5 protein-coding genes and 1 pseudogene are annotated in these 4,593 nt (G+C 59.3%); 3 read left to right on the top strand and 3 right to left on the bottom strand.

All coding sequences use genetic code 11. From position 1 onward, the window contains the following. Positions 1 to 191, top strand: a pseudogene (locus Q0M35_RS17525) (isopenicillin N synthase family oxygenase); the annotation flags it as partial. A 9-nt stretch (positions 192 to 200) separates the two neighbouring features. On the opposite strand, the gene Q0M35_RS17520 reads toward Q0M35_RS17525, so the two are convergent. From Q0M35_RS17520 to Q0M35_RS17510, 3 genes are read right to left on the bottom strand one after another with little or no spacing between them, the layout of a single operon-like run. After that, a complete protein-coding gene (locus tag Q0M35_RS17520) occupies positions 201 to 545 on the bottom strand; it encodes an iron-sulfur cluster assembly accessory protein (protein ID WP_169640661.1) in 345 nt (114 codons plus the stop codon). A gap of 23 nt (positions 546 to 568) precedes the next feature. After that, positions 569 to 1,135 carry a sugar O-acetyltransferase gene (locus tag Q0M35_RS17515; RefSeq protein ID WP_295317545.1) on the bottom strand — a complete coding sequence of 189 codons (567 nt, stop codon included), beginning with the start codon at positions 1,133 to 1,135 and terminating at the stop codon, positions 569 to 571. 33 nt (positions 1,136 to 1,168) lie between these two features. Next, positions 1,169 to 1,531, bottom strand: a complete 363-nt coding sequence (locus Q0M35_RS17510; RefSeq protein WP_295317544.1) for an SUF system Fe-S cluster assembly protein — start codon at positions 1,529 to 1,531, stop codon at positions 1,169 to 1,171. Positions 1,532 to 1,777: 246 nt separating this feature from the next. Between Q0M35_RS17510 and ppk2 the strand changes: the two genes are divergently transcribed. Together ppk2 and Q0M35_RS17500 are read left to right on the top strand one after the other, a co-directional pair. Further along, on the top strand, positions 1,778 to 2,692 hold the full coding sequence (ppk2, locus tag Q0M35_RS17505; RefSeq protein WP_295317543.1) for a polyphosphate kinase 2: 915 nt from the start codon (positions 1,778 to 1,780) through the stop codon (positions 2,690 to 2,692). Beyond that, positions 2,692 to 2,931: a YdcH family protein gene (locus Q0M35_RS17500; protein ID WP_295317542.1), complete on the top strand. Its 240-nt coding sequence runs from the start codon at positions 2,692 to 2,694 to the stop codon at positions 2,929 to 2,931. Before ppk2 ends, Q0M35_RS17500 begins: the two co-directional genes overlap by 1 nt. Positions 2,932 to 4,593 lie beyond the last annotated feature (1,662 nt).

Below are 4,593 nucleotides of genomic sequence, written 5' to 3'. Positions count from 1 at the left end.
GCAACGGCGTTGTGCGCGCCACACCACACCGGGTTGTCGGCGGCGATCACGAGCGCATTTCGGTGCCTCTCTTTTTTAACCCGTCATCGGATACAAATGTGGCCCCGATCGGGTCGGGTGAGATACTGCGCGCAGGCGACCACCTGCAGGCGCGGTTTGCCGAAACCTACGTTCATCTTCAAAAGAAGTGACCCGACGGGTCAGCCGAATTTGATGGATTCACCGCAACCGCAGGCTTCGGTCACATTGGGATTACGGAATTTGAAACCAGATTCCAGAAGCGTCGTCTCGTAATCGATTTCAGTGCCGAAAAGGAACATCTGCGCCATCGGGGCGATCATCACCCGCGCGCCGTCCTGCTCGACGACCTCGTCATTGGGGTCCGTCGCCTCGACGTACTCCATGGTGTATTCCATGCCTGCACAGCCACCCTTTTTAACGCCGATGCGCAGACCGGCGTGACCTGCGGACTGCATCAGTTTTGCCACCTGTGCGGCGGCCTTGGGGGTCAGTGTGACCGCTTGTTTGCCGGGAATACCAAACATGACAAAACTCCTTTGAAACCAAGTTAATCAGTTGCAGGCTTTGCTACAAGCGGGCGCGCAGGATTTCCCGCAACTGTGATGCCGGCGGGCACATCGTGTGTCACCACAGCGCCGGCGCCGATCACCGCGTCATCGCCGATGCCGATACCCGGCAGGATGATGGCGCCACCGCCGATCCAGACGTTGCGCCCGATCGTGATCGCACGGCCAAACTCAAGACCGGCATCGCGGGTTGCTGCATCACGGGGGTGATCCGCCGTAAGGATCTGCACCATCGGTCCGATCTGTGTCTTATCACCGATGCGGATCGCACAGACATCCAGCAGCACACAGCCGTAATTAAAGAAAACATCATCGCCGAGATATATATTGCTCCCGTAATCGGTATAGAGGGGCGCACGCAGAGCGCAGCCTGAACCATAGCCTCCAAGCCACTGATCCAGAATGGCTTTCCTTTTATCGGTATCGGCAACCGTCGTGGCGTTGTAGTCGCGTTGCAGCGCCTGGCTGCGCGCGCGACCGGCAACAAGCGCGGCATCTCCGGGACGGTACAACTCGCCGGCAATCATTTTCGATTTTTCACTGAGCACGTGGTGGTCTTTCGCCTGATGCTCCGGCCGGGCTTACATAAAGCCCAGTTCGAGCCGCGCTTCGTCAGACATCATGTCCATACCCCATGGCGGCTCCCATACGAGTTCGACATCCACCTGTTTTACGCCGGCCACAGGTTCGACCGCATCTGCGACCCATCCGGGCATCTCTCCCGCGACGGGGCAACCGGGTGCCGTCAGCGACATCTTAATCTGCACTTCGTTTTCCTGGTTGATGTCGATGGTGTAGATCAGGCCCAGCTCGTAGATATTCACCGGAATCTCCGGATCATATACCGTCCGGCAGGCATCAACGATCTGCTCATAAAGCGGATGGTCCGTTGAGGATGGTGCGATCAGCGGTGCGCCTTCAAGTGGTTCTGGTGCGTTGTTCATCGGGGACCCCGGCTGTTTTCCTGAGCATTTATATAGGAATTATCGCGTCAGGGGTAAAGGGGGGACGACGGTGATCAGCCCGCTCCGCCCCGTAAAGACACGCAATCACAGCAATCCCAACCGTTTACACAACAAAACCGGCCTCCCGGCGGTCTGTCTTTCACCTTCATGCGCCCCCTTTGACCAGGATCAAAGACAGTGGCGCTGCGCCCCTGTTTTATTCCGGTGACAACAAAGGAGACCAGAATGACGGAGCAGGTAAAGACAGCCCCCGTCGCCGCAGTGGAAGCGGCCGCCCCCGAAGAGGTAAAAGCAACCGTCCGCCAGGTGCAGCGCGCTTCTGTGTCGCGCGGGCGCATGGGGCGTCGCGAGTATGAAGCGGCTAAGGCGGATCTTCAGGTTGAGCTTCTCAAAGTACAGCACTGGGTGCAGGAGACAGACCAGAAGTTCGTGATGCTGTTCGAGGGCCGCGATGCAGCCGGCAAGGGCGGCACGATTAAGCGGTATATGGAACATCTCAATCCGCGCGCCGCACGTGTTGTGGCGCTGAACAAGCCCACCGACGAAGAGCGCGGTCAGTGGTTTTTCCAGCGCTACGTCAAGCATCTGCCCACAAACGGCGAAATCGTGCTTTATGACCGGTCCTGGTACAACCGCGCCGGTGTGGAGCGGGTGATGGAATTCTGCAAACCGGGTGAATACCTGGAGTTCATGCGCCAGACGCCGGAATTTGAGCGGATGCTGGTCCGCTCCGGCATCAGGCTTTTCAAATACTGGTTTTCTGTGACGCAGCGCGAACAGCGCGCGCGTTTTGCCTCTCGCGAGACCGACCCGCTCAAACGATGGAAACTGTCGCCGATTGACCGCGCAAGCCTCGACAAGTGGGATGATTACACCGAAGCCAAAGAGGCGATGTTCTTTTATACAGACACCGCGGACGCGCCCTGGACGGTTGTCCGCTCTGACGACAAGAAACGCGCGCGCATCAACTGCATGCGGCACTTTCTGTCCTGTCTGGATTATCCTGACAAAAACCCGGAAGTGGCGGTGCCGCCCGATCCGGACATCGTACACAATGCCGGGCGGGTCGTGCACGCGGCGGATCACATTCTGGCAAGTTCGCTGCACCCGCGCAGCCGCCGGTCAAAGGAGGGGGTCTGATGTCCCACGTACCACACGAACTCGCAGCGGATTTTCCCGAAAAGGCCGGTCTGATTTCATCCTTGCGTCAGAGCGATAGCCACTTTGCGCGGCTTGCTGATGCGTATCATGAGATCAACCGCGAGGTGCATCGCGCCGAAACCGATGTGGCGCCGGTGTCGGATGAATACCTGACAGAGATGCGCAAGCAGCGCATGCACCTGAAAGACCAGATTGCCGCCCGACTTGCAAAAGGCTGAGGCGGCAGACCGCGCGGCCTGAATTTTTCGTGGCCGGGAGGGGCGTTCCGGACGGGACCGGGGCAGCAGGCCATCCGCGCAGCGGATGGATTCCTGTCTGTGTCCGGGGCGGGCCGGCTGCGTTTCAGGCCGTGCGGTTCATACACTGACGAAAGAGCACCTCAGCGAAGTGGTGGCAGGAATGCCTGCCGGCCTGCCGCCTGCGGTGGCGCGCGGGCTCCGGTACTGTCAGAACGGTCAGGATCATGCTGACTGTAGACCGACCACCGGGTGAGCGGGCGACCGGACGACATTCCGGCTCCATTAAACGGCCCGACCCGGACGCCCGACCGGTATTTTGTCCGGATAAAGGGCCCTGAACCGCAATCGCCGCCGTTTTTACTGCTGCGCCAGTGCAAAGCAATGTCTGAAAATCGTTTTTCGACCTCGGGCGTTTCGCGGCGCCAGACACGAGCACAGTCGGGCGTGATCAGGATTACCTCTACAGCATGGGAGCGGTGTGGCACGTTAAACGGGAACGAGCCAACGGGCCGCGCATGCATAAAAACCCTCTCCGCAGGAGGCCTGCACAAATAATCATTCTCTCCCTCTGATCTCCCTGGCCCTGGCCGCAGCGGTTACCGTTGCAGGTGGTCCGTCCTGGTCCGCAGTCGATCGCGACACAATTCTGGTGCGGACCGTGGCAAACCATAACCTCAGTCCTGAGACAGACGGTGCTTCGGCTTGTCTCGATACCTGTCTGCCCGAGGGTAAAGGACAGGTCTGCGGACGCGCCCTGACGGGAGAGATCATGACGCCGGCGTATCCCGCTCAGTGCCTGTCGGCGCCGGACGGGGTGCATCACGGCGTGTCGGTGAAACTCACGCAATGCAGCCTCGCAGATCATCAGCGCTGGAATATCAAAGGGGCGACGATCAGGTTAAAAGGCAGCAAATTCTGTCTCAATCCCCGGGGCGGACAGAAGACGGCGCGCGGGCCCGTTATCATCGGCTCCCGCGCTGTCGCGGAACGCCGGAAGTTTTTCAACTTCGCGCTGCGCGACCCGATGACCAGCCAGGATGCGGCAGATCTGGGCTTTGCCTCTTTTGGAACCTGTCAGGAAAAGGGTCGCGGCAACACGGGCTGTTACATGACACGGGAACTGAACGGCACGGCGCCCGCAGATTTCCGGTTCGGGTTTCATGCCGGCGCCGGACACGGACATGGTCCCACATCACTGGATTTAGCCCCTGACTTCAGCGAAAGCGAGCAGGGAGTACTGCCCGGCGTGGACCGCTGTTCTTTGAAACACGACTGCGCAATGTGTGTCAGCGACAAGGTCGCCGGCTGTGACAACGACCGTGGTTTTCTGCAGTGTATCCGCAAGGTCGGGCCGCGCACCGCAGAAGAGAAAACCGCAAAAGCGGATGTCAGTTTCTCCTATTCAACAATTGTGACTGAATGCGACGTGACGAATGCTGTCAGGAATACAGGAAAAGATTTCGGGACCGCCGCCAAAAAGACCGCAGGCCGGATCAGAGGTCTGTTTCAACTACGCCTGGTCAGACCTTCCGTTTGCGCACCGGCTGTGGCCTTACGCGGGTTTCGATCTCGTCGTAGAGCTTGCCGACAATATCCTTGCCGCTGGCCTTTTCGATGCCTTCGAAACCGGGGGAGGAGTTG

Source organism: Roseobacter sp., from assembly GCF_024639605.1.
In the GTDB taxonomy this organism is placed as follows: Bacteria; Pseudomonadota; Alphaproteobacteria; order Rhodobacterales; family Rhodobacteraceae; genus Roseobacter.
This window is presented reverse-complemented; position numbering and strand designations above follow the sequence as displayed.

Excerpts from the sequence above, each read along its gene's own strand:
- Q0M35_RS17520 (WP_169640661.1), bottom strand. The coding sequence starts at position 545 with ATGTTTGGTATTCCCGGCAAACAAGCGGTCACACTGACCCCCAAGGCC.
- Q0M35_RS17510 (WP_295317544.1), bottom strand. The coding sequence starts at position 1,531 with ATGAACAACGCACCAGAACCACTTGAAGGCGCACCGCTGATCGCACCA.
- ppk2 (WP_295317543.1), top strand. The coding sequence starts at position 1,778 with ATGACGGAGCAGGTAAAGACAGCCCCCGTCGCCGCAGTGGAAGCGGCC.
- Q0M35_RS17500 (WP_295317542.1), top strand. The coding sequence starts at position 2,692 with ATGTCCCACGTACCACACGAACTCGCAGCGGATTTTCCCGAAAAGGCC.